Origin of the sequence: Pseudomonas khavaziana, from assembly GCF_036704165.1 — a bacterium.
GTDB lineage: Bacteria > Pseudomonadota > Gammaproteobacteria > Pseudomonadales > Pseudomonadaceae > Aquipseudomonas > Aquipseudomonas khavaziana.
The window spans coordinates 3,070,468-3,093,628 of record NZ_CP129946.1 but is presented as its reverse complement, the minus strand read 5'-3'; the positions used below and the strand labels follow the sequence as shown (position 1 = coordinate 3,093,628).

At 60.6% G+C, this 23,161-nt stretch carries 15 protein-coding genes; 7 read left to right on the top strand and 8 right to left on the bottom strand.

The features are described 5' to 3' along the window. The first annotated feature begins 10 nt into the window (after positions 1-10). The 3 genes from QYQ93_RS13570 (at position 11) to QYQ93_RS13560 (ending at position 4,630) form a co-directional block, all read left to right on the top strand. Positions 11-1,336 (top strand): MFS transporter, encoded by a 1,326-nt coding sequence (locus QYQ93_RS13570; RefSeq protein WP_043051047.1) that lies wholly within the window; start codon positions 11-13, stop codon positions 1,334-1,336. An 82-nt stretch (positions 1,337-1,418) separates the two neighbouring features. Then, positions 1,419-2,270 carry a CAP domain-containing protein gene (locus QYQ93_RS13565; RefSeq protein WP_057011058.1) on the top strand — a complete coding sequence of 284 codons (852 nt, stop codon included), beginning with the start codon at positions 1,419-1,421 and terminating at the stop codon, positions 2,268-2,270. 173 nt (positions 2,271-2,443) lie between these two features. Beyond that, entirely contained in the window at positions 2,444-4,630 is a 2,187-nt protein-coding gene (locus tag QYQ93_RS13560; protein ID WP_338477186.1) for a GAF domain-containing hybrid sensor histidine kinase/response regulator, read from the top strand. Between the two features lie 2 nt (positions 4,631-4,632). Here QYQ93_RS13560 and QYQ93_RS13555 read toward each other — a convergent pair whose 3' ends face one another. The 5 genes from QYQ93_RS13555 to QYQ93_RS13535 all read right to left on the bottom strand — a co-directional run bounded on the left by QYQ93_RS13555 (position 4,633) and on the right by QYQ93_RS13535 (position 14,515). Beyond that, entirely contained in the window at positions 4,633-5,760 is a 1,128-nt protein-coding gene (locus QYQ93_RS13555; RefSeq protein ID WP_338477185.1) for a GGDEF domain-containing protein, read from the bottom strand. 90 nt (positions 5,761-5,850) lie between these two features. Then, on the bottom strand, positions 5,851-8,088 hold the full coding sequence (glgB, locus tag QYQ93_RS13550) for a 1,4-alpha-glucan branching protein GlgB (RefSeq protein ID WP_338477184.1): 2,238 nt from the start codon (positions 8,086-8,088) through the stop codon (positions 5,851-5,853). Then, positions 8,085-11,432, bottom strand: coding sequence for a maltose alpha-D-glucosyltransferase (gene treS, locus QYQ93_RS13545; protein ID WP_338477183.1), 3,348 nt, complete (start codon positions 11,430-11,432; stop codon positions 8,085-8,087). The genes glgB and treS overlap by 4 nt, the downstream gene beginning before the upstream one ends. 135 nt (positions 11,433-11,567) lie before the next feature. Further along, the gene (locus QYQ93_RS13540) at positions 11,568-13,556 is read right to left on the bottom strand and encodes an alpha-1,4-glucan--maltose-1-phosphate maltosyltransferase (RefSeq protein WP_338477182.1); all 1,989 of its coding nucleotides are present in this window, start codon (positions 13,554-13,556) and stop codon (positions 11,568-11,570) included. A 461-nt stretch (positions 13,557-14,017) separates the two neighbouring features. Continuing rightward, positions 14,018-14,515, bottom strand: coding sequence for an MgtC/SapB family protein (locus QYQ93_RS13535; RefSeq protein ID WP_043051040.1), 498 nt, complete (start codon positions 14,513-14,515; stop codon positions 14,018-14,020). A 119-nt stretch (positions 14,516-14,634) separates the two neighbouring features. Between QYQ93_RS13535 and QYQ93_RS13530 the strand changes: the two genes are divergently transcribed. The 4 genes from QYQ93_RS13530 to QYQ93_RS13515 all read left to right on the top strand — a co-directional run bounded on the left by QYQ93_RS13530 (position 14,635) and on the right by QYQ93_RS13515 (position 18,552). Beyond that, positions 14,635-14,874 (top strand): DUF3203 family protein, encoded by a 240-nt coding sequence (locus QYQ93_RS13530; RefSeq protein ID WP_043051039.1) that lies wholly within the window; start codon positions 14,635-14,637, stop codon positions 14,872-14,874. A 185-nt stretch (positions 14,875-15,059) separates the two neighbouring features. After that, positions 15,060-16,469 (top strand): cytochrome c oxidase accessory protein CcoG, encoded by a 1,410-nt coding sequence (gene ccoG, locus QYQ93_RS13525; RefSeq protein ID WP_338477181.1) that lies wholly within the window; start codon positions 15,060-15,062, stop codon positions 16,467-16,469. Between the two features lie 140 nt (positions 16,470-16,609). Then, positions 16,610-18,019 carry a GntR family transcriptional regulator MpaR gene (gene mapR, locus QYQ93_RS13520; protein ID WP_043051037.1) on the top strand — a complete coding sequence of 470 codons (1,410 nt, stop codon included), beginning with the start codon at positions 16,610-16,612 and terminating at the stop codon, positions 18,017-18,019. Positions 18,020-18,096: 77 nt separating this feature from the next. Then, complete coding sequence (locus QYQ93_RS13515; RefSeq protein ID WP_043051052.1) at positions 18,097-18,552, top strand: hypothetical protein; 456 nt, start codon at positions 18,097-18,099, stop codon at positions 18,550-18,552. A 10-nt stretch (positions 18,553-18,562) separates the two neighbouring features. On the opposite strand, the gene QYQ93_RS13510 is transcribed toward QYQ93_RS13515, so the two are convergent. The 3 genes from QYQ93_RS13510 to QYQ93_RS13500 all read right to left on the bottom strand — a co-directional run bounded on the left by QYQ93_RS13510 (position 18,563) and on the right by QYQ93_RS13500 (position 22,632). Continuing rightward, positions 18,563-19,309, bottom strand: a complete 747-nt coding sequence (locus QYQ93_RS13510) for an SDR family oxidoreductase (RefSeq protein WP_043051036.1) — start codon at positions 19,307-19,309, stop codon at positions 18,563-18,565. A gap of 53 nt (positions 19,310-19,362) precedes the next feature. Continuing rightward, the gene (locus tag QYQ93_RS13505) at positions 19,363-20,454 is read right to left on the bottom strand and encodes a Kelch repeat-containing protein (protein ID WP_338477180.1); all 1,092 of its coding nucleotides are present in this window, start codon (positions 20,452-20,454) and stop codon (positions 19,363-19,365) included. Positions 20,455-20,562: 108 nt separating this feature from the next. Then, positions 20,563-22,632: a putative bifunctional diguanylate cyclase/phosphodiesterase gene (locus QYQ93_RS13500; protein WP_338477179.1), complete on the bottom strand. Its 2,070-nt coding sequence runs from the start codon at positions 22,630-22,632 to the stop codon at positions 20,563-20,565. Positions 22,633-23,161: the final 529 nt, after the last annotated feature.

Below are 23,161 nucleotides of genomic sequence, written 5' to 3'. Positions count from 1 at the left end.
GAAGTCCAGCATGACGGCAACCGCCTCCATCCCCGGCACCGAAACGCCTGTGCAAACCCGCAAGCGACTGCGCAAAGTCGCGGCCGCCACCATTTTTGGCTCGATGCTGGAGTGGTACGACTTTTACTTGTACGCAACCATGGCGGCCATTGTGTTCTCGAAGATCTTCTTCGATAACAGCGACCCGAAGACGGCTACGCTGATGGCCTTTTCCACCTTCGCCATCGGCTTTATCGCCCGCCCGTTCGGCGGCATCCTGTTTGGCTACCTCGGCGACAAATTCGGACGCAAGCAGGTGCTGGTGCTGACCTTTTGCCTGATGGGCGTGTGCACCACGCTGATCGGGCTGATTCCCAGCTACGCCTCCATCGGCATCTGGGCCCCGATCCTGCTGGTGTTCATCCGCATCATCCAGGGCCTGGGCGCCGGTGCCGAGTTGTCAGGCGCCGCAGTGACGTCCTACGAACACGCAGCCCAGGGCAAGCGCGGCAGCCAGGGTGCCTGGCCGGCACTGGGCCTGAACCTGGGCCTGTTGTTGTCCTCGCTGACCATTTACCTGCTGACCATCAACGGCAACGAGTTCCTGCTGGCCGGCGGCTGGCGCATTCCGTTTATCTGCAGCATCGTGCTGGTGGGCGTGGGCCTGTGGGTGCGTAACAGCATTCCGGAAACCCCGCAGTTCCAGGAACTGAGCAAGGAAGCCGCCAAGGCCAAGCCGTCACCGCTCAAAGCGCTGTTCAAGAACGATCTCAAGGGCCTGGCGGTGGTGTTCTTTGTTGCCATTGGCTACAACGCCCTGAGCTACATTTTCAAAACCTTCTCCCTGGCGTACCTGACTCAATTCAAAGGCGTGGACGTGCATGTCACCTCGCTGTCGGTGACCATCGCCAGCCTGGTTGCCATCGTTGCGGTGCCTTGCTTCGGTTGGCTGTGCGACAAATGGAGCAGCAAGACCGTGCTGATGCTCGGTGGCCTGTGCTCGTTGCTGTTCGCCTACCCGTTCCTGGCGCTGCTCAACAGTGGCGAAAGCCTGATGATCTACCTTGCCATCGGCGTAGGCACCGGCATCCTCGCGCCGATGATGTTCGCTCCCCAGGGCTCGTTCCTGAGCCGGCAGTTCCCGACCCAGACGCGCTCATCGGGCTTCGGCACCGGGCGCGAAATCGGCACGGCCATTGCCGGTGGCCTGGCTCCGCTGGGCGCGCTGTCGATGGTGGCGGCCTCGGCCACCCATTCCACCGATGGGGTGGTGATCATCCTCGCGATTTCTGCGCTGTTGGTGGTGGTGTTTGCCCTGTGCGATCAGGGCGCAAAACACTCGACATTCAAGAACTGAAGAAAAAAAGTTCGGACCAACGGGTGCATGGATGCACCTGGATCGCGCATCATGGGCACTTTCAAGCTCAAGGGTAACGTCCATGCGCGTTCTGTCATTGATGATGGGTCTTACGACGCTGGCCGCCAGTACGGTGTTCTGCGCCAGCGCGATGGCGAATGAAGAAAGTCAGTTGATACAACAGATCAATCAATACCGCAGCCAGCTGCAACGCTGCGGTGACCAAGGCTCCCAGGAGTTGCCGCCACTGACCAGCGACACACGCCTGGTGCTGCCGGCCTCCAACGTCGGCGACTTGCAGCAGTCCCTGGCGCGGGCCGCGTACCCGATGGTCAACGTGCAGGCCATCAGCCTGTCCGGGCCCAAGGACGCCGACGCCGCCATGAAAGCGGTACGCGAAAGCTTCTGCCGGGTGGTGCTGGACCCGCAATTTGTCGACATCGGCGTGAGTAACAGCGGCCAGGACTGGCGCATCGTATTGGCCCGCCCGCTGGTGACCAGTGGCCTGGGCGACTGGCAGACCGAAGGCAGGCAACTGCTCAACCTGGTCAACGCCGCGCGCGCAGAACCGCGCACTTGCGGCACCCAGGCATTCACCGCCACCACCCCGCTGTCGTGGAACGATGCACTGGCCAGCGCTGCCAACAGCCACACGCGCAACATGGCCAACGGCAATTTCTTCGACCACCTGGACCACGACGGCCGTACCCCTGGCGACCGCGCCGAACTGGCCGGGTATATTGCGAAGAACATCGGCGAGAACATCGCCGCCGGCCTCGATACCCCACGCAAGGTCGTCGACGGTTGGCTCGCCAGCCCTGGCCATTGCGCCAACCTGATGAACCCGCAATTTCGCGAGTTGGGTGCCGCCTATGCGATGGATCCCAAGAGCGATGCGGGCATCTACTGGACCGGAGTATTCGCCGCCCAATAAGCCTTGGGCGACCGACCACATAGCATTAATTGTTATCTATCCATATGGATAGATGATCAAATTGCCATCACCTGAGTAACTGCGCTGAACTGGTTGCGGTCATGCAGGTCTGTTGCTTGGCGAGCTGATATTTCAGGCGATAGTCGAACTGTGGCAAATAAGGTGTTGACCCCATGATGAATTGGCTGCAAGACGGCAGTGATATGGCCGAGCGGGTCCGCCAGCATGATTGGGCCAGTACGCCCCTGGGTCCGCCGGAGTTGTGGCCCGACGTATTGAAGACCACCGCTGCGCTGTGCTTCGCCTCCCGGTTCCCCCAGGCCATCGTTTGGGGGCCTGAGTTGATTACGCTTTATAACGATGCGTTCGCGCCGATCCTGGGCAACAAGCCTGAGGCATTGGGCCGCCCGTTCAACGAGGTGTGGCATGAGGTGTGGAGCGATATCAGCCCCATCGCCAGCGCTGCATTCGATGGGCATGCCACCTACATCGAAAACTTCCCGCTGCTGATCCAGCGCAATGACGCACCGGAACAAGCCTACTTCACCTTCTGCTACAGCCCCATCCGCGACTCCCTGGGCAAGGTGGTCGGCATGCTCGACACGGTGACCGAGACCACCGCCACTGTGTTTCTCGCCCGGCGCCTGAAAGTGTTGGATGCCATCGGCAGCACTGTAGCCAACGCCACCGACGCCGAAACAATCATGACCGCCACCACCCAGTTGCTGGCGCAACATCTGCAGGTGTCTATTTGCGCTTACGCAGATATGGATGCCGATGAAGACGGCTTCACCATCCGCGGTGACTGGGCAGCCGATGGCTCGCCGAGCATCATCGGCCATTACCGCCTGGCAGCGTTCGGCACATGCGCCGTGACCTGCCTGCGCGCCGGCCAACCTCTGGTGATCTGCAATAACCTGACCGAACTGCCAGCCGATGAGGCGGCGACCTTCCAGGCCCTGGGCGTCACCGCCACCCTCTGCATGCCGTTGATCAAGGATGGGCGCCTCACCGCGTTGATGGCGATACATGACAAGCAACCCCGCTACTGGTCTTCCTACGACCTGGCGTTGTTGGGCGAAGTCACGGAGCGCTCCTGGGCGCACATTGAGCGTGTGCGCGCCGATGCCGCCGTACGCGAGGGGCTGGCGGCGTACACCGAACTCAACGCCAGCCTGGAGCAGCGGGTAGAAGAACGTACCCTCGCTTTGGCCCAGACCGAGGCTGCGCTGCGCCAGTCACAAAAGCTCGAAGCCATCGGCCAGCTCACCGGCGGCGTGGCCCATGACTTCAACAATCTGCTGACCATTATTCGCTCTTCGGTGGACTTTCTGCGCCGACCGGGATTGGCGGAAGAGCGTCGCCAGCGCTACATGAGTGCAGTCTCCGACACAGTGGAACGGGCCAGCAAGCTGACCAGCCAATTGCTCGCCTTTGCCCGTCGCCAGCCGTTGAACCCGCAGGTGTTCGATGTCGTCCAACGGGTGCGCAACATCGGTGAAATGCTAGAGAGCGTTACCGGAGCGCGTATTCATGTGCAGGTGCAAGTACCGGAATATCCTTGCTACGCGCGCATTGACCCGAGCCAGCTCGAGACCGCACTGATCAACATCGCCCTCAACGCTCGCGATGCCATGGACGGCCAGGGCACGCTGACGTTGAAAGTCGCCGGGCACCAGCCCCTGCCACGCATCCGCGGGGATGCCGGGTCGCACCTGCCCTACTTGACGATTTCCCTGGCGGACACCGGCACCGGTATTGCCAGTGACACCTTCGAACGCATTTTCGAGCCGTTCTTTACCACCAAGGCGGTGGGCAAAGGGACCGGCCTGGGCCTGTCCCAGGTGTTTGGCTTTGCCAAACAATCGGGCGGCAATATCGATGTGTCCAGCGCCCTCGGCCAAGGCACGGTGTTTACCCTGTACCTGCCACAGGTGGATAGCCAGGACGCACCGCCATCGCCCACGCCCGAGCAGTTCGTGCCACTGCAGAACAACATCCAGCGCCATGTGCTGATCGTGGAAGACAACCTGGAAGTGGGACGCTTTGCCAGCCAGATCCTCAAGGATCTGGGCTACCAGACCACTTGGGCCACCGACGCTCGCCAGGCACTGGCCCTCGCAGGCCCGGACGCCAGCGCGTTCGATGCGGTTTTTTCGGATGTGGTGATGCCCGGGATGACCGGCGTGGCGATGGCCAGGTTATTGCGCGAACGCCGTGCCGGCCTGCCGGTGGTGCTTACCTCGGGCTACAGCGAAGAACTGGCCGACAGCGGCTACGAAGGTTTCGAATTCCTCGCCAAGCCCTACTCTGCCGAACAGGTCGCCTACGCGTTGGCCAAGGCCATGTTCAAAGACTGAGCCTACTGCGCCACCACGACCTGGTTGCGCCCCAGGGATTTGGCGCGGTACAGCGCCTGGTCGGCATCGTTCATCAGGTCGTGCAGGTCCTGTTCGTTGCCCTGGGTCAACGCCACCCCGAGGCTGGCGGTCAGGCCCTGCACCGGTTCAGCGTTCAAGCCGGCAATCGACTCGATCAGTTGCTCACCGATGGTCCGCGCAGTCTCCAGGGACGTATTGGGCAGCAGCACAGCGAACTCTTCACCGCCCAGGCGTCCGGACACATCGGCCTGACGAAACGAAGCACTGATCACACCGCCGACCTGGCGCAACACCTGGTCACCGGCCTGGTGGCCGTAGGTGTCGTTGATGTATTTGAAATGGTCCATGTCCAGCATCAGCGCACACAGCGGCTGCTGGTTCTGCCGACACTGCGTGTACAACAACTGGGCATGCTCGAAGAAAGCACGACGATTCTTCAGGCCGGTGAGTTCGTCGGTCTGAGCGGCATGGGTTGAAATGGTGTGGGCCTGTTCCATTTGCCGGGTCAGGCGAAAAGCTTTTTCCAAGGCATCGGACAGCTTGCGCGTGGCACTGACCACAAAGGTCGAGAACACCAGCACCGCGATCGCCACCCCTACCTGCATCGACGAAGGCTGAAACAACAGCCACAGCGTACACGGCAGCAGCACCAGCGCCATGGCCCCCAGCGTCATATAGCGATACGCCGAGTAACACGACACCGCGCTGACTGACATGCCTACGGTGAACAGCATGACCAGCACCTGGGACACCCGGTCGTCGCTGGGCATCACTGCCAACGCACCAGCGCCCCAGATGCCGGCCGATAACATCAGTGTGATCCAGTAACGTCGCTCCCAACGAGCGGGGGTGCGCTCGCTGTGAGGGCAACCAAACCAGTCCATGAACATCTTCAGCCGCAACAGCGACGCACCCGCCAGCAGCACCAGCCATACCAGCATGACACGGTGCTCAAAGCGATCCCAGCACAGCCAGCAGAGCATGGCCGCGCCCAGGTAACTGCCGAACACCGCAGAGAACGACTGGCGAAACAGCTGATGCAAACGATCAGTTCGCACCTGCTCCTCGATCACGTCGCCCTGGTCCTGCGCACGACTGGAGCTATTCATGCAAACCGCCTGTTTGGACTGCTACGACAAAGGCGCCATTGTGGCACCCTGCCAGTAGCCTGGACAACTGCGTCCAGCCAGGTAGAGCCCTTAAAGCCCCTGCGGGCGCAGAATCAGTACGCCCAACGGCGGCAGGTTCAACGACAACGACGCCGGTTGCCCATGGCGTGGCTCATCCTGGGCAAGCACTTCTCCACCGTTGCCATAGTTTGACCCGGCGTAGGTATCCGCATCACTGTTGATCACCTCGCTCCAGCGCCCGCCGAAAGGCACACCCACCGCATAGCCTTCACGCGGTACCGGGGTGAAGTTGGCGACCACCAGCACCGGCTTACCGTCCTTGCTCCAGCGCAGCCAGGCGTAGACGCTGTTGAGCGCGTCATCGCCAATCAACCATTGGAAGCCCTGGGGTGCATCATCCTGTTCGTGCAGCGCCGGCTCCTCGCGATACAGGCGGTTCAAGTCACCCACCAGTTTCTGCACGCCGCGGTGCTCGGGGTATTGCAACAAGTACCAATCCAGTTGCTGGTCATGGTTCCACTCGCGCCATTGGCCAAACTCACAGCCCATGAACAAGAGCTTCTTGCCCGGATGCATCCACATGAAACTCAGGTAGGCGCGCAGGTTGGCGAACTTCTGCCAGCGGTCGCCAGGCATCTTGTCGATCAGCGAGTGCTTGCCGTGCACCACCTCGTCGTGGGAGATCGGCAGGATAAAACGCTCGGACCAGGCGTAGACCAGGCCAAAACTCAGTTCGTTGTGATGGTGGGCGCGGTACACCGGGTCTTGCTGGATGTAATGCAGCGAGTCGTGCATCCACCCCATGTTCCACTTGTAGTTGAACCCCAGGCCACCCTGTTGGGTCGGCTGGCTGACCCCGGGCCAGGCGGTAGATTCCTCGGCAATCACCAAGGCCCCCGGCGCTTCCAGGGCAACCACGTCGTTCAAGTGCCGCAGGAAGTCGATGGCTTCCAGGTTTTCCCGGCCGCCATGGCGATTGGGCACCCACTCTCCAGCCTTGCGCGAATAGTCGCGGTACAGCATCGACGCCACCGCATCCACCCGCAGACCGTCGACATGGAAATGCTTGAGCCAGTGCAACGCCGACGCCAGCATGAAGCCGTGGACCTCGGTACGACCCAGGTTGTAGATCAGGGTGTCCCAGTCCTGGTGGAAGCCTTCCAGCGGGTTGGCATACTCGTACAACGCCGTGCCGTCGAATTGCGCCAGGCCATGGGTGTCGGTGGGGAAATGCGCCGGCACCCAGTCAAGGATCACGCCGATATCCGCCTGATGGCAGGCATTGACGAACCAGGCGAAATCTTCCGGCGAGCCGAAGCGTGCACTGGGCGCGAACTGCGACAGGGCTTGATAGCCCCAGGAACCACCAAAGGGATGCTCCATGATCGGCATCAGCTCAATATGGGTGAAGCCCAGTTGCTGCACATAGGGAATCAAGCGCTCGGCCAGTTCACGCCAGCCGTACTGGCGGGCGACTTCGCCGGCCTCGTCCAGTTCGCACTGCCAGGAGCCCACGTGCAGCTCATAGATCGACAACGGCGCAGTGGATTTCTGCTTGTCGCCACGGGCCTGCATCCAGTCATGGTCTTGCCAGTCCACCTGCAAGGGTGCGGCGACTTTCGAGGCCGTGTCGGGCGGCAATTGGGTGGCCAGGGCCATAGGGTCGGCCTTGAGCGGCAGGATCCCATGGGCACCGAGGATTTCATATTTGTAGGCGGCGCCCGGTTGCAGGCGCGGGATAAAAATCTCCCAGACGCCAGACGGATGACGCAGGCGCATCGGATGACGGCGACCGTCCCAGATATTGAAGTCGCCCACCACCGAGACCCGCCGTGCATTCGGTGCCCATACCGCAAAGCGCACGCCCGCGACGCCGTCGACGCTGGTCACCTGGGCCCCCAGGCAACTGCCCAGGTCGCGATGATTGCCTTCGGCAAACAGGTAGAGGTCCATTTCCCCCAGCAACAATTGACTGAAGCTGTAAGGGTCTTCGGTGATCTGCTCGCCGCCCGCCCACTGGATTTTCAACAGGTAAGGCTGGCGCGTGCTGAACTGCCCGACAAACAAACCCGGTACCTGGTTCGCCTCCAGGCTGCCAAGGGTCTCGCTGCCATCGCGGCTGAGCACCTGGACGCTCAGCGCCTCCGGCAGGAAGACGCGGATAAACTGGCCGCCCTGCTCGTCATCATGGGGCCCCAGGATCGAGAACGGATCAGGGTGTTCGGCGCGTACCAACGCTTCGACGTCCTTGGACGCCGGCAATGCAGTCAACTTGGGCTGCAGCGGTTCTTTATGTGTAAAACTCATGAGGTCTCCCCACCGCGTACAGGTTTCGATTTAGGTGTTAGCCCGCTGAGCAAACCGTGCAGCCCTTGCAGGGGCACCGGCAACCAGGTCGGGCGATTTTCCGCTTCATAGGCCACTTCGTACGCAGCCTTTTCCAGGCTGAACAACGTCAGCGCTGCGTCCTGGCCCTTGGCATCCTGCCAGTCATGCGCCAGTTTAGCCGTCGCCGCCTGGTAAGCCTGGGTAAATGCCTGGCGGGCTTCATTCAGGTAGCGATCGGTCACGCGTTTACGCGCAATGTCCGCTTCCGGCGAGTGATCCACTCCTTGCACATTCAGGGCCATGGCCGCCGCGTAATCGAAGGAGCGCAACACTCCACTCACATCTTTATAGGGGCTGTGTTTACCACGCCGTTCATGCAGTGGTCGCGCCGGCTCGCCTTCAAAGTCGATCAGGTAGGCATCGCCCTTGACTACCAGCACCTGGCCCAGGTGCAAGTCCCCATGCACCCGGATGCGCAACCCGCCTAGCGTGGCCTTTGCCAGCGCCTGGACATGCCCGGCGATGGCTTTTTTCTGCGCCAGTAATTCACTGACCAACGCCTGATCGGCGGGGTTCAACTGGCTTTGATGCAGTTTGAGCAGCTGCAGGGCGCGGTCGATCTGGGCGCCGACATCCTTGGCCCAGGCCTGGGTATCCCTGGCCGTGGTCACTTCGGGCTTGAAGGCCTTGTCGGCGGTCGGCGCGCCCAGCACCAGGTGCATTTCTCCCAGACGCTGGCCGAGCACCTCGGCAAAATCTGCCAGTTCGCCAAGAGCGTTGTAGTGCTGCTCCTGTTCAGAGATCGCCTCAGCCAGCTCATCACGGATCGCCCGTTCCAGGTTGTTCTGGGTCCAGCTCCAGGCATCGCCCTGGTTACTGAGGTAGCCCTGGGCAATCATCAGCAGGTTGTCCTGCCCTTGCCCATCACGACGGCTCATCGAACCCAGCAATGGCGAGATATTCGGATAGCCCGCAGTGGTCAGGTAGGCGCTCATTTCCAGCTCCGGGTGCACCCCGGCACTGACTTTTCGAATCAACTTGAGCACCAGGCTCTCGCCCACTACCACCGAGCTGTTGGATTGTTCGGCGGACAAGTAACGCACCGCTGATTCATCGGTCAGTTGCAGGTCGGCCAGGTGTGGAGTCGCCTCGAAGCGCAGATCCCCCTCATTGCAATTGAGCACAGTACCGGCTTGCATGGCCTGGATCACCGCACGGATGAAATGCTCAAGGCTGAACGCATCAGTCACCAACCCTACCTGGCGGGTGCGCCGCACACGGGCCAGAGCCAATTGCTGGGGCAAGGCGCTGGTGAACTGGTCTTCGCCCAGAAAGCCCAACGGCAATTGATAACGGCTGACCTGGCCGCCACTGGTTACCTCGATTTCACTGAGCAACACCGGGTGCTGCGGGTCACCAAAGCGTACGCCGTAAGCGATGTGCACGCTGTCGATAGCCATGTCCTTGCCAGCAAACCAGCGTCGCTTGGGCAGCCAAGCCGGCAATGAAGTTTGCTCAAGACTGGTGCGGCAAGGTTCTTCCAACAATTCTTCCATGCGTTTTTTCAGTACCAGGGTGGTGAAGTCGGGCATGCTTTGCGCCGGTTCCACATGCCAGCTGGGCATTTGGTTCTCCGCCGCCAGCACAAACCAGTAGAAGCCATAGGGCGCCAGGGTCAGCAGGAAATTCAACTGGCCGATGGGTGGGAACGCATTACCGCCGAGCATCTCCACCGGCACCATGCCGGCAAACGCAGACAGGTCCAGCTCCGCAGCCTGGGCGCTGCGCGACACGTTGGCCACGCACAGGATGATCTCGCTGCGGCCATCTTCGCCGGTGTACTCACGGGTATAGGCAAGAATGCGGCGATTGGTTGGCGAAAGCATTTTCAGGCTGCCACGGCCAAACGCCTTGGACTGCTTGCGCACGGCGAGCATGCGTCGGGTCCAGTTGAGCAGCGAGTGCGGGTCCTGGGCCTGAGTTTCGACGTTGACCGACTGATAACCGTATTGCGCATCCATGATCGGTGGCAACACCAGGCTGGCCGGGTCGGCGCGGGAAAAACCGCCGTTGCGGTCGATGGACCATTGCATCGGTGTACGCACGCCGTCGCGGTCGCCCAGGTAGATGTTGTCGCCCATGCCGATTTCATCGCCGTAATACAGGGTCGGCGTGCCCGGCATCGACAGCAACAAGCTGTTGAGCAACTCCACACGGCGGCGATCGCGCTCCATCAGCGGCGCCAGGCGCCGGCGGATGCCCAGGTTGATACGCGCGCGGCGGTCGGCGGCGTAGTAGTTCCACAGGTAGTCGCGCTCCTTGTCGGTGACCATTTCCAGAGTCAGCTCATCGTGGTTGCGCAGGAAAATCGCCCATTGGCAGTTGGCGGGAATCTCCGGGGTCTGACGCAAGATATCAGTGATAGGGAAGCGATCTTCCTGGGCCAATGCCATGTACATGCGCGGCATCAGCGGAAAGTGGAAGGCCATGTGGCATTCATCGCCGTCATCGCCCTTGCGGTCGCCAAAGTACAGCTGAGTGTCTTCCGGCCATTGGTTGGCCTCGGCCAGCAGCATGCGGTCAGGGTAATGGGCGTCGATTTCGGCACGGATCTGCTTGAGGACATCGTGGGTTTCCGCGAGGTTTTCGTTATTGGTGCCGTCGCGCTCGATCAGGTAGGGGATGGCATCCAGGCGCAGGCCGTCGATGCCCAGGTCGAGCCAATAGCGCATCACCGACAACACCGCTTTCATCACTTGCGGGTTATCGAAGTTCAGGTCGGGCTGGTGCGAATAGAAGCGATGCCAGAAGTATTGGCCCGCCACCGGGTCCCAGGTCCAGTTGGACTTTTCAGTGTCGAGGAAAATAATGCGCGTGCCGTCGTACTTCTGGTCATCGTCGGACCACACGTAGAAGTCCCGTGCCGCCGAGCCCGGCTTGGCCTTGCGCGCACGCTGGAACCAGGGGTGCTGGTCGGAGGTGTGGTTGATCACCAGTTCGGTGATCACCCGCAACCCGCGTTTATGGGCTTCGGCGATGAAGCGCCTGGCGTCGGCCATGGTCCCGTAGTCACTGTGCACGCCACGGTACTCGGCAATATCGTAGCCGTCATCACGGCGTGGCGAAGGGTAGAACGGCAACAGCCAGATGGTGTTCACACCAAGGTCGGCAATGTAGTCGAGCTTGGCAATCAGCCCGGGAAAGTCACCGATGCCGTCGTTGTTGGAATCGAAATAGGATTTGACGTGAACCTGATAGATCACCGCGTCCTTGTACCAGAGCGGGTCTTTGATAAAGGTGGCTGCCTTGGGTTTCTTCGCCATTGGAAACTCCTGAAATACTTCGAAGATCGTTCCCATGCTCTGCGTGGGAATGCCTCATGTGACGCTCTGCGTCACGCGTTGGGACGCTGAGCGTCCGGGGCTGCATTCCCACGCAGAGCGTGGGAACGATCAGATTCAGCCAGCGGTGATACGCCAGATCCCAAATGGCATCTGCGGTTCAAGCCGCGTCCACTGGGTCTTGCCGTACCAGGTCCAGCGATGGCCGTTCATCAAGTCTTCACCCTGGGTCTGGGCGTCGTCCGGCAGGCCCATCTCCCACAACGGCAACTCGAAATGCGCTTCCTGGGCATTGAAGGGGTCGAGGTTGACCGCCACCAGGATAAAGTTGCTACCGTCTTCGCTGCGCTTGCCGAAATACAGGATGTTGTCATTCCAGGCGTTATAGAGCTTCAGTCCCAGATGGGTCTGCAACGCCGGGTTCTGCCGGCGGATCCGGTTGAGCTGGGCAATCTCGGCAATGATGTTGCCGGGCGCGGTGAAGTCCCGGGGGCGGATTTCGTATTTCTCCGAATCCAGGTATTCCTCTTTACCCGGCACCGGCGCGGCTTCGCATAGCTCAAAGCCCGAATACATGCCCCACAGGCCAGAGCCCATGGTCGCGAGGGCGGCACGGATCAAGAAGCCGGGGCGCCCGGACTGATGCAAAAAGGCCGGGTTGATGTCCGGGGTATTGACGAAGAAATTCGGCCGGTAGCATTCGCGCCATGGCGACTGGTTCAGTTGCGTGAGGTATTCGCTCAACTCGGCCTTGGTGTTGCGCCAGGTGAAGTAGGTGTAGCTCTGGGAGTAACCGACCTTGCCCAGGCGCGCCATCATCGCCGGGGTAGTGAAGGCTTCTGCGAGGAAGATCACCTCAGGGTACTTCGCCCTGACGTCGCTGATCAGCCACTGCCAGAACGGCAGCGGCTTGGTGTGGGGGTTGTCGACCCGAAAAGTCTTGACGCCCTCTTCCACCCAACCCACCACAATGTCGCGCAGCTCGGTCCACAGGCCGGGGATCGCATCTGCTGCATAGAAATCGACGTTAACGATGTCCTGGTATTTCTTTGGCGGGTTTTCCGCGTATTTGATCGTGCCGTCCGGGCGCCAGTTGAACCAGCCCGGGTGCTGCTTGAGCCATGGGTGGTCCTGGGAGCACTGGATGGCGAAGTCCAGGGCGATTTCCAGGCCATGGTCGGCGGCTGCTTTGACCAACCGGCGAAAGTCATCGCGGCTACCCAACTGCGGGTGGATCGCCTCATGACCGCCCTCTTCACTACCGATGGCATAGGGGCTGCCGGGATCATCGGGGCCAGCGGTCAGGGAATTGTTCTTGCCCTTGCGATGGCTACGACCGATGGGATGGATCGGCGGGAAGTACAGCACATCAAAGCCCATGTCATGGATCATCGACAAGCGCGAGTGCACATCGTTGAAGGTGCCGTGGCGCGCTGGATCGTCGGTGATCGAGCGCGGAAACAGCTCATACCAACTGGCAAATTGCGCCGCTTCGCGCTCCACATCAATCGGGTACACCGGGCTGACGCTCAGATAGGCGCGGTGATCGGCCTGGGTCATCAGATGCGCACTGTCTTCGTGCAGAAACAGCGCCACTTGCTCGGTTTCCAACAGGCCCGAGAGTTCGTGGTGCAATATCATCAATCGGTCGCGCAGTTCGTTGTCACTGCGCTCGGCGGCCTGCAGCACCAGGCTGCGGCCTTCCTGCAGCTCGAGGCTGACCGGCACCCCGGCCTCATGTTTCTTGCGCAGTTCGTAGCAGAAGCTGGCGAAGGTGTCGATCCAGGCTTCAATGCAGTATTCATGCGGGCCCTGCTGGGCGACGCTGAACGCTCCCTCCCAACCATTGTTGCCCACATCGGTCATGACCACGCTGTGCCAGCTTTCATCCTCCCGCGCTCGCCAGCGAATCAGCACCGCCAGTTTGTCATGGCCATCGGCGAAGACCTTGCTGGTCACATTGACCCGCTGGCCAACCACCGTCTTGACGGCGAACTCGCCATTGTCGATCACCGGCATGGTGCTTTCGATTGCAATCCTGGGCAACAACAACGCTTGGGACAGCGGCAATGCGCAATCTTCTGGAGCCAGTGTTTCAGCAGTCATCGAGCATCTTCCCCTTACGCCCCGTGGACGCCCTTTGCTTGATCCGATTTCAGAAACGGCGACGCTCTCCCTGAGCAGGGCCGTATAAGGTCCGAGCCTGGGCGCTGTTCAAAAGTTCAGGTGGATATACCGCCGCTGGGCGGGAATCATTTCCCACAGTCAAGGGTCCACCGATAGAGCAAAGCACAAACGAGGCCATAGCCATGAATATCTCGATACCCCCTGAACCCAAAGATCCAAATATCGACGAGCCCCCGCTGCCGCCCACACAACCCCGACCCGTTCCTGAACAAGAGCCGCCTGAAAACGAGCCACCGCCCGTGCAAGAGCCCCCCACAACGATGCCGCCCGTTATCGTCTGATTCCCAGGTCCGCGAACATTGGCTCGCGGACACAGCTGCCCTATTGGGGTGAAGCTCTTCGGTGAGGTGAGGTACAGCAACCTCACCACCTGACCGGTGTTACTCATCCTTCTCCAGCAGCTTGACAACCCGTGGCATCACGCTGAATACGGCCAGCGCCAGCAGCGTACTGAGTACCGCCGTTGATTCGCGCCCCATCCCCGCCGCCACGCCAATGGCGGCGGTCATCCACAACCCGGCCGCCGTGGTCAGTCCCTTCACATGCTGACCCTCTTCGTCCTCCTTGCCCTTGAGGATGGTGCCTGCGCCGAGGAAGCCGATCCCGGCAATCACTCCCTGCACCACTCGGCTCATGGCGTCTGCCTGGTTGCCGGACATTTGCGGCACCAGCACAAACAGCGCGGCGCCCAAGGCCACCAGCATATGGGTGCGTACCCCTGCCGCCTTGCCCTTTTGTTCCCGTTCAAACCCCAGGATGCCGCCCAACAGCGCGGCGATCAGCAGGCGCACAGTGATTTGCGTCAACTGCCGTGCGTCGCCGATGTCGGCAAATTCAGCCTGCAGGGTTTGCCACACTTGATGCCACCAGGCGTCCATGGATGTGTCCCTTCTTATTGTGAATGAAAGATAGACAGCGCAGACCGCCAGTCAGTTGCCTGGAACCCGCCAGCGTTACCGTCGCCTAACCGGACATAGCCCATGAACAGGAGATCGCCATGTCTGTACGCATCGAAAATCATTTGTGCTACTTCACGCTCGACAAGACCGGCAAGGAACAAAGCCTGCCAGCTACTCGGGTAAACATCCTTACCGACAATGACAAGGCCATGTCGTATGTGGAGTTGGCCGGCGAGCAGATCTACATCACCGAAGCCGAGGCCGACGCCCTCACCGTAGAAGGCGCCAAGGACGGTCGTAACCACGTAAAGGCCGAAAAACCGGGTTCTGTGATTTAATTGATCTGTATCAACATAGATCAAAGACCAGCTGTACCCCAGTGAGCCTGGGGTACAGCAGATTGCCAAAGACGGCTAAACCAACCCCATCTGATCCGCTTTTTATCACCATACCTGAGCCTGTTATGCACACAGTCTGTCGCCCATAGTTCCCCGGCCTGATGGAGGCTGATGAGCGAACGACCATGAGCGAACGAATCCCAACCGTGGAAACCTTTGAGCCCAACCACCCAAAGAAGGTGAAGGCCAAATCCAGCGACAACCTGATCCATACCCGCAGCTTCACCGGCGCGTTCCGCACTTTGCGCGTCGGCGGTGCCGGCCTGCTGTTCCTGGCCTTTTTCGGCACCGTATGGCTGAACTGGGGTGGCCGCCAAGCCGTGCTGTGGGACCTGGCCGAGAGCAAGTTCCACATCTTCGGCGCTACTTTCTGGCCTCAGGATTTCATTCTGCTGTCGGCGCTGCTGATCATCTGCGCCTTTGGCCTGTTTGCGATCACGGTGTTTGCCGGCCGCGTCTGGTGTGGCTACACCTGCCCGCAAAGCTCGTTCACCTGGCTGTTCATGTGGTGTGAAAAGGTCACCGAGGGTGAACGCAACCAACGCATCAAGCTGCAAGCCGCACCGTGGAGCCTGAATAAACTGGCACGACGCTCGGCCAAACATACATTGTGGCTGGGTATCAGCCTGCTGACGGGGCTGACGTTTGTCGGCTATTTCACGCCCATTCGCCCGCTCGCCGCCGAATTGCTGACCTGGCAGATGGGCGGCGTGAGCCTGTTCTGGGTGCTGTTTTTCACCGGTGCCACTTATATCAATGCCGGCTGGCTGCGCGAAGCGGTGTGCATGCACATGTGCCCCTACGCGCGATTCCAGAGCGTGATGTTTGATAAAGACACCCTGACCATTTCCTACGACACAGCCCGCGGCGAACGCCGTGGCCCGCGTAAACGCGAGGTGCAGCCGGCAGAGGTCGGCCTCGGCGATTGCATCGATTGCCAACTGTGCGTACAGGTGTGCCCCACCGGCATCGATATCCGCGACGGCCTGCAAATGGAATGCATCGGCTGCGCGGCCTGCATCGACGCCTGCGACTCGATCATGGACAAAATGGGCTACGCCCGTGGCTTGGTGAGCTACACCAGTGAACACCAACTGCAAGGTGGCAAGACTCACCTGCTGCGGCCCCGCCTGATCGGCTACAGTGCCGTGCTGCTGGTTATGATCGCAGCCTTGGTGGCGGCCTTGGTCGAACGGCCGATGGTGTCGCTGGACGTGACCAAGGACCGTGGTATGTTCCGCGAAAACAGCCAGGGCTTGGTCGAAAACATCTACAGCCTCAAGGTCATCAACAAGACCCAGCAGCGCCAGGATTACCGTCTGGAACTGGTGAATGCCGACGGCTTCCAGTTGCAGGGCAAAACCCAGGTCAGCCTGGCGCCCGGGGAAATCGTCGATGTACCGGTTTCTGTGGCATTGCTGGCGGAAAAACCGGTGAGCAGTTCTCAGACTATCCGCTTCAAAGTCACGGATGTGGATGAACCCTGGATCTACAGCGCTGCAGACAGTCGCTTTGTTGCACCGTTGAACCGCTGACAATCGGCCAATGTGGGAGGGGGTTTGCTCCCGATAGCGGTGTATCAGTCAGCATCTTTTCACTGACACACCGCTATCGGGAGCAAACCCCCTCCCACATTTACCCAGCGTACACATAGAAAAACCTGTTTAAGGCCCCCATGAAACGCTACGAAAAATTCGCCGACGACATCGCAGAACTCATCCGCTCCGGCGTCCTCGGCCCGGGCCAGCGCGTACCATCGGTGCGCTATGCAAGCCAGACCTACGGCGTCAGCCCGTCCACGGTGTTCCAGGCTTACTACCTGCTGGAGCGCCGCGGCCTGATTCGCGCACGACCGCGTTCCGGCTACTTCGTCAACACCCACGCGCCCAGTCCGTTTTCCGAACCGGTGGTGAGTGCGCAGGTGCATGAGTCCACCCACGTAGACGTGAGTGAGCTGGTGTTCTCGGTCCTGGACTCCATCAAAGACCCCAACACCGTGCCCTTCGGCTCGGCGTTCCCCAGCCCGATGTTGTTCCCACTGCCCCGCCTGGCTCGATCCCTGGCCAGTGCCAGCCGCGAAATGGACCCGCGCCTGGTCGTCACCGACATGTCGCCGGGCAATCCGCAACTGCGCCGACAGATTGCCCTGCGTTACATGGTCGGCGGCCTGATGCTGCCCATGGAGGAGCTGTTGATCACCAATGGCGCCCTTGAAGCACTGAACCTGTGCCTGCAGGCCGTGACCGAACCCGGCGACCTGGTTGCCATCGAGGCCCCGGCGTTCTATGCCTGCCTGCAAGTGCTGGAGCGTCTGAAGCTCAAGGCCGTGGAAATCCCGGTGCACCCACGCGACGGCATTGACCTCGACGCCCTTGCCCAAAGCCTTGAGCGCTATCCGATCAAGGCCTGCTGGACCATGACCAGCTTCCAGAACCCCATGGGCGCTACCTTGCCTGAGGCGAAAAAACAGGCGCTGGTGGAACTGCTGCGCGGCCATCAGGTGCCGTTGATCGAAGATGATGTCTATGCAGAGCTGTATTACGGGCAGCAAGCGCCGAAGCCGGCCAAGGCTTTTGATACAGAAGGGTTGGTGATGCACTGCGGTTCCTTTGCCAAGAGCCTGGCACCGGGTTACCGCGTCGGCTGGGTCGCTGCCGGGCGCTTCGCGCAGAAGGTCGAGCGCCTGAAACTGATGACCTCGTTGTGCCCATCAATGCCGGCCCAGGCGGCAATTGCCGATTACCTGCAGCACGGCGGTTATGACCGGCACCTGCGCAAACTGCGCTATGCCCTGGAAGAACAGCAAAGCGCCATGCTGGCAGCCATTGCCCGTTACTTCCCGGCCCAGACACGGGTCAGCCAGCCGGCCGGCGGGTATTTCCTGTGGCTGGAACTGCCGGAACAAACCGACTCGCTGAAATTGTTCCAGATGGCCTTGGCCCAAGGCATCAGCATTGCCCCGGGGCCGATTTTTTCTGCGACCCGACGGTTCAGCAATTGTATTCGTTTGAACTACGGCAGCCCCTGGACCGAGGCGTCGGAAAAGGCCATGGAAACGCTGGGGCGAATTGTGCGGTCGTTTTAACGATGGGATACACAGCCTTTGGAACGCAGCGCCCTTAGGAGACACTCAGGTGTGTGTATCTTCACTTCGAGACCGCCATGCGCATCAACATGCTCCCCGCATCGACCGCCTACCAGCTTGGCGAAGGCCGCCCGGAAAACAACTGGCTTGCGGTGCCTGCAGCGCCTGAAGAGCCGCCTTTCGCGGATCGTCGCTCCGCCAGGCAAATCATCAAAGACAATCCAGGGGTGAAACACCTGCTCAGGCGCATGGACAGCTATCCGGTGACCGACTTGCTCAAGCGACGACTGGGCGACTGGACATCCGCCAACCCTGATGCCAGGGCCAGGGCGCGCGCAGCCTATAACCTGGCGCGTGTGATCAATGTCCTCGACAACGTGAATGATCGTCGCGTAGGTAACAGTGAACGGCATGACGGCAAGATCAACGGCTTTTACAACGCAGGCTATTCCACTCGTAAAAATTCCGAGGCGCGCCTACTCGTAGCATTCGCGCAAGACGGCTACGACGTGCTGCAAAACCTGGGGCACTAAGCCTCGAGGTTTAACGTCCTCCGCCCAGATCCAGGAAGGTTCCGGTGGCGTATGAAGCTTTGTCCGACAGCAGCCAGATAATCGCCTCCGCCACCTCATCCGGGCGCCCACCACGGGCCATGGGAATGCCGGACTCGAGCTTGCTGACCCGGTCAGGGTCACCGCTGAGGGCGTGGAAATCGGTAAAGATGTAGCCGGGACGTACCGCGTTGACACGAATGCCTTCACCCGCGACCTCTTTCGACAGGCCAAGCGTGAAGGTGTCCAGAGCCCCCTTGGACGCAGCATAGTCCACATACTCACCCGGCGATCCCAGGCGCGCCGCCACCGACGATACGTTGACAATGCTGCCACCCTGCCCGCCATGCCGGGGAGACATGCGCAGCACCGCATGCTTGGCGCACAGGATCGGGCCCAGCACATTGGTCTTCATGATTTTCAGGAGACGAAATTCGGACATTTCATCGACCCGTGACTTCTGCCCGACGGTGCCAGCGTTATTGACCAGCGCCGTGACACGGCCCAGTTCGGTGTCCACGCGATTGAACAACGCGATGACTTCATCTTCGCTGCTGACATCGGCGCGCACCGCAATGGCCTGGGCACCCAAACCGCGCACTTGTTCAAGCATGCCCTGGGCGGCCTTCTCGTCAGACTGGTAATTAATGCAGATGCGATACCCTTCGCGAGCGGCCAGCAACGCCGTCTCGGCGCCAATTCCACGGCTACCTCCGGTGATGATGACAACTTTATCCATGGCTGCGGTCTCCAGATTCAACCTGATGTTTAGGGTTGGATCCAAGAATACATTCAACGGGAAGGTTTTACACCGGCCCAGGTCGACGCCCCCTGGTGACTGACCCGTGCGAGCGTATAAATCTCTGCGCCGGAAACGGGAGCAGGATGGGAGATCGGCCGCGCCCCTCCCGCCACCAATACTTCCCCAGTAGGCAGGCAAGAAGCACTATGCCCAAAGCGCCCATGTGGCATTTGCGCAGTCAACACCCATTGACCGGATAGAGGATCATACAACTCCGCAGTCCGGGCATTTTCCGGGTTGGAAATGTCACTGGCGCCTACCACCAGCACCTGGCCTGCGGCCAACCTTGTCGCAGTGTGATCCTTGCGGGGAACGCACATTTCAGACAGCTCCCAGCTGTCTGCTCCAGGATCATACATGCAGGCGTGATTTTGCGCCGGGCCGAAAGGCTCGTTCGCACCGCCCGCGACCAAGACCCGACCATCCAGCAGCAAGGTAGCCGTGTGCTGCATCAGTGGCATGGGCATTGGCCGTACGGGCGCCCATTGGCCACTCGCAACGTCGTAAATGAAGGCGTTGGCCAACGCCGCGTTTTGCCTGCCGGAGAACCCGCCGACCACCAGAAGGTTTGCGTCAGGCAATAACGTCGCGGTGTGATTCATGGCGTCAACGGGAAGCCAACCCTGACGATGCCAGAGGTCGCCAAGCGGGTCGTAGAGTTCAACGCTGTCCTGTACCTGCCCACCCGAAGGCCCCAGGTTATTGCCGCCGACGACCAGCACCCTTCCCGATTCCAGCAAGGTTGTGGTGTGACCGAAACGGGGCGTATGCAATGGGCTTGCCGCTCTCCAGCAATCGGCCGCAACATCGTACAACTGCGCATCCCTGAGCGCATTGCCGGCATCGCTACCGCCTGCAACCAAGACCACACCCGGCCGCAGAATCACCGCGCCGCACGTATGGCGAGCTACCGGCAGCACCGCTCGCGCAGACCACTCTTGCGACAATGAGTTGTAGAGTTCAATCCCACCGCCCCCCGCAATCGCTAAAACGCCGAGTTCAGTCGTCACCGCACAATGGAAGTATCGAGGCTCAAGCATCGACCCCGTGTCTTTAAACTCACCAGCAAGATTCGCATTCATGAACTGAGCTCGCGCGGCATCGTAGAAACCAATCTACGTCCCGGAACATGCGGTCGCTACTGTCAGAGTTAACAGGTCCGACAAGATCAACGACTCGCTCGACGCCGCTCAACCTGTAGCCTTCTGAATATCTGCAATGAACTGATCAGCAGGGAGTGGATGACCCAGCAAGTAACCCTGCAAGGAATCACACCCCAAGCGGGTAAGAAAATCCTGCTGCACATCGGTTTCCACGCCTTCGGCCACAATCCGCAAGCCCAGGGCCTGGCCGAGTGCCACAATGGCCGAGACAATTGCCGCATCGTCGCTGTCGTGTTCCAGGTCGCGCACAAAGCCACGGTCGATCTTCAACTCGTTGGCCGGCAGGCGCTTGAGGTACATCAGGCTGGAGTAGCCGGTGCCAAAGTCATCGATGGACAGGTCGACGCCCATGTCCGAGAGCTGCTGCAACACTGTCATGCTCGCGTCGGCATCGCTCATGGCCGTGGTCTCGGTAATTTCCAGGGTCAGGCTGTTGGCGGGCAATTGGTGACGCTCCAGGGCGGCCGCTACGCTGTTGACCAACCCGGCGTGGCAGAACTGCAACGCCGAGAGGTTCACGGCAATGCGCCAGCTCTCGTAACCCTGGGCGTACCACAGGCTCATTTGGCGGCAGGCTTCGTTGAGTACCCACTCGCCGATGGGAATGATCAGCCCGGTTTTCTCCGCCAGTGCGATAAAAGTGGCCGGCAACAGCAGGCCCTGCTGCGGGTGCTCCCAGCGCAGCAACGCCTCGGCGCCCACCGCAGCACCGCTGACCGCGTCGAACTTGGGCTGGTAATACAAGCGAAACTGCCCATGTTCGAGGGCATTGCGCAGGTCCTGCAATAGCTGCAATTGCTTGCGCGCATTGGTGTTCATCGATACATCGAAGAAGCTGTAGCCGTTCTTGCCCATGCCCTTGGCGTGGTACATCGCCGCATCGGCGTTCATCAACAATTCCTGGGGGCTGCTGCCGTTGCCCGGGAACAGGGCGATGCCGATGCTGGCAGAGATGTTCAACTCCTGCTCGGCGACCTTGAAGGTGCGGTTGATCAGGCCGACCTGGCGCTCGGCCAAGCCCATGGCATCGTCCGGCTGGGTCAATTGCACCAGCAGCACAAACTCGTCACCACCAATACGGGCCAGGGTGTCCTGGCTGCGCAAGTCCTCGCGCAGACGCAGGCCTACCTCGCGTAGCAACTGATCGCCCATGTGATGACCAAAGGCGTCATTGACCGGCTTGAAGCCATCCAGGTCGATAAACATCAAGGCAAAGCAGCCACCCTGCTCGTTCACGGCCTGGATACCTTGCTGGATGCGATCCGTCAACAGTGTGCGATTGGGCAGGCCCGTGAGCATGTCATGCAGGGCCAGATGGGTCAGCTCCTGGTTGGCCAGGGTCAGGGAATCGGCGAGCACGGCGGTGCGCGCTTCCAGGCGTGCGTCGAGCAGCGAGGTCAATAGCGCAATGACCAACACCGCCAAAGAGGTCACCAAAACCAGGTTATCCAGGCCCTTGCCGCTCAAACCCGTCAGCGCCGCACCACAATAACTGCCATCGGCAAAACGCGCCGCGGCCATCCCGGTGTAGTGCATGCCAACGATAGCCACGCCCATCACCACTGCCGCACCACCTCGCGCCAGGCGCACATAAGGCGTGTTGCGGCGCAGGTTGAAGGCGATCCACAGTGCCGCACCGCAAGCCATCACCGCGATCAATAACGAAGCGCCGAACAGGGTCGGGTCATAGTCGATACCTGGGGTCATGCGCATCGCGGCCATGCCGGTGTAATGCATGCTGGCGATACCGGCCCCCATGACCAACGCACCGAATGCCAACTGCCAGGCAGTCAGGCGTGGCTGACTGACCAGCCACAAGGCGAAGCCACTGGATAACACCGAGATCAGCAGCGACAGCGCAGTGATGCCCAGGTCAAACCCGAGGGCAAACGGCAGGCGCAGGGCCAACATGCCGATAAAGTGCATGGACCAGACACCGACCCCCATCGCCAATGCACCGCCGCTGATCCATAGATACACCGCGCGCCCCTTGGCGGTAGCGATACGCCCGGCCAGGTCCAACGCGGTGTAGGACGCCAGCACAGCGACGCACAGGGAAATCACGACAAGGGAGGTTGAATAGCTACCGATCAGCATGGGACTTCTCGCGGGCTAACGGGGTGTAAAAGCCCGTGCCGGGTGGCAAAGCGCGCGATTGTAGCGAGAATGAATCTGGGGCAGGTGATTAATTATCAGAAGGCCATTCGTGATTTTTTGGCGTCAATCGGATGGCCTCATGAGGCATTTTCTGGCCGCCAAGGAGATCAAAATGTGGGAGGGGCGGTGCTACGATTCGACTCGCCCCCGAGGGCCATGGGTATCAACACAGCTGTGTAGCAGCCGACGGTAACCACGATGCGAAGCGAGCCGCTCTTGATCTTGATCTGCTTTTGATCTTAGGCGCCCCGTTAAACCACGCTGGCCGGAATTCGACAGGGATTTGGGGGGTAAACCGGCAGGGATGCCGGTTTAGCCGCCCCGCGCCATGGATGGCGCGTGGCGGCGGCCCCCCAAATCCATGTCGGATTACGGGCACACCGAGCCTAAGCGAGGTGCCGAGTGGTGGGGCAAGAGCGCTTTGGTTACTTTCGCGCTTTTCGAAAGTGACCCGCTGTAAAAGCCAGCC

What these genes read in the sequence shown, in the direction of transcription:
- QYQ93_RS13555 (WP_338477185.1), bottom strand. Translation starts at nt 5,760, where the DNA reads ATGAATAGCTCCAGTCGTGCGCAGGACCAGGGCGACGTGATCGAGGAG.
- ccoG (WP_338477181.1), top strand. Translation starts at nt 15,060, where the DNA reads ATGAGCGAACGAATCCCAACCGTGGAAACCTTTGAGCCCAACCACCCA.
- QYQ93_RS13540 (WP_338477182.1), bottom strand. Translation starts at nt 13,556, where the DNA reads ATGACTGCTGAAACACTGGCTCCAGAAGATTGCGCATTGCCGCTGTCC.
- mapR (WP_043051037.1), top strand. Translation starts at nt 16,610, where the DNA reads ATGAAACGCTACGAAAAATTCGCCGACGACATCGCAGAACTCATCCGC.
- QYQ93_RS13560 (WP_338477186.1), top strand. Translation starts at nt 2,444, where the DNA reads ATGATGAATTGGCTGCAAGACGGCAGTGATATGGCCGAGCGGGTCCGC.
- QYQ93_RS13570 (WP_043051047.1), top strand. Translation starts at nt 11, where the DNA reads ATGACGGCAACCGCCTCCATCCCCGGCACCGAAACGCCTGTGCAAACC.
- QYQ93_RS13510 (WP_043051036.1), bottom strand. Translation starts at nt 19,309, where the DNA reads ATGGATAAAGTTGTCATCATCACCGGAGGTAGCCGTGGAATTGGCGCC.
- QYQ93_RS13500 (WP_338477179.1), bottom strand. Translation starts at nt 22,632, where the DNA reads ATGCTGATCGGTAGCTATTCAACCTCCCTTGTCGTGATTTCCCTGTGC.
- QYQ93_RS13565 (WP_057011058.1), top strand. Translation starts at nt 1,419, where the DNA reads ATGCGCGTTCTGTCATTGATGATGGGTCTTACGACGCTGGCCGCCAGT.
- glgB (WP_338477184.1), bottom strand. Translation starts at nt 8,088, where the DNA reads ATGAGTTTTACACATAAAGAACCGCTGCAGCCCAAGTTGACTGCATTG.
- QYQ93_RS13515 (WP_043051052.1), top strand. Translation starts at nt 18,097, where the DNA reads ATGCGCATCAACATGCTCCCCGCATCGACCGCCTACCAGCTTGGCGAA.
- QYQ93_RS13535 (WP_043051040.1), bottom strand. Translation starts at nt 14,515, where the DNA reads ATGGACGCCTGGTGGCATCAAGTGTGGCAAACCCTGCAGGCTGAATTT.
- QYQ93_RS13505 (WP_338477180.1), bottom strand. Translation starts at nt 20,454, where the DNA reads ATGAATGCGAATCTTGCTGGTGAGTTTAAAGACACGGGGTCGATGCTT.
- treS (WP_338477183.1), bottom strand. Translation starts at nt 11,432, where the DNA reads ATGGCGAAGAAACCCAAGGCAGCCACCTTTATCAAAGACCCGCTCTGG.
- QYQ93_RS13530 (WP_043051039.1), top strand. Translation starts at nt 14,635, where the DNA reads ATGTCTGTACGCATCGAAAATCATTTGTGCTACTTCACGCTCGACAAG.